This window comes from Kitasatospora sp. NPDC091257 (genome assembly GCF_044757675.1).
GTDB lineage: Bacteria > Actinomycetota > Actinomycetes > Streptomycetales > Streptomycetaceae > Kitasatospora > Kitasatospora lactacystinica.
Window position 1 is genome coordinate 1 of the sequence record NZ_JBIVVI010001906.1, and the last position, 1,026, is coordinate 1,026.

The 1,026-nt window shown below is 78.6% G+C and carries 1 protein-coding gene; it reads left to right on the forward strand.

Annotated elements, in window-relative coordinates; genetic code table 11:
• Positions 1-47: 47 nt before the first annotated feature.
• On the forward strand, positions 48-224 hold the full coding sequence (locus ACIQOV_RS42795) for a DUF6760 family protein (RefSeq protein WP_401056713.1): 177 nt from the start codon (positions 48-50) through the stop codon (positions 222-224).
• Positions 225-1,026: the final 802 nt, after the last annotated feature.

Here is a 1,026-nt window from a genome sequence, read left to right on the forward strand (position 1 = left end):
CACTTCGCGGTGCGCGAACCGGCCCCTGGTGGGCGCCTGGGGGAACCGTGAGGCGCTCGGCGCGCCGGACCCGGGAGGAAATCGCGTACCTCGCCCACCACTTCCACTGGTCGTACGCGGACCTCGTCGGTCTCACCCACGGCGAACGGCGGTCGTGGGTGGCCGAGGCCGTCCGGATCAACACCTCGGCGACCGGGCGGGGAGCACCACCGTGGGGCGGCTGAGGCGGGCGCTCTCAAGTCTGCTGGGACGGCTGCCGGAAGCGGCCCGTCCGGGGGCGGCGGCCATGCCGCCCCCGGACGGGGACCGGTCCGCACCCGAAGGCCGCACGCTGGTCCGGGCGCTCCCGGTGCCGGTGACCGACCTGGTGTCCTTCCGGGACGGCCTGGCGGCCTGGCGGCCCGCACCGCTGGTCACCGCGGCCTCGACGCTGCTTCCGCGAGCGGTGCCGGTGTGCGTCCGGCGGCCCGTGCTGCCGGTCGTGGGCTCGGAGGTCGCGGCAGACGGCACATGGCCACCGGACCTGATGTTGCCGCCCCCTCCGTACGTCGAGGTCGTGCCGGGGAGCCCGGAGTACGTACCGTCCCCGGCGGCGGCCGGGGACACGACGACGCAGTCCGCTCGCGTCGGTGCCCGGCCCGCCGCCGACCGCGGGGCCGGGAATCCGGTCCGTGCGGCGCTGCGGGCGATGGGGGACCGCCTTCGCCGGCGGGACTTGCCGACGGCTGGTGGCCGAAGGCCCATCGGGCCTCGCCCGGTGGCGCAGGCCCCCGTTCCCGGCGCCCCCGCACCGCCCGCCCACCGGCCCGCGGCCCCCGGAGCGCCGACCAAGCGCCGGATCCTCCCGCCCTCCTGGTCCTTGCCGTTGACGCGCCGTCCTCGCCCGGCCGCTCCCGGGCCTGTCCCCGCGGCCCCGCCCAGCCCGGCATCGTCCGGGCGGGCGGCACCGCCGCGGCCGGTGCCGCCGGTCCCGTCGAAGGGGAACCCGGCGGTGCGGTCGACCGTCGTGGGGCCGACGGACCCTCC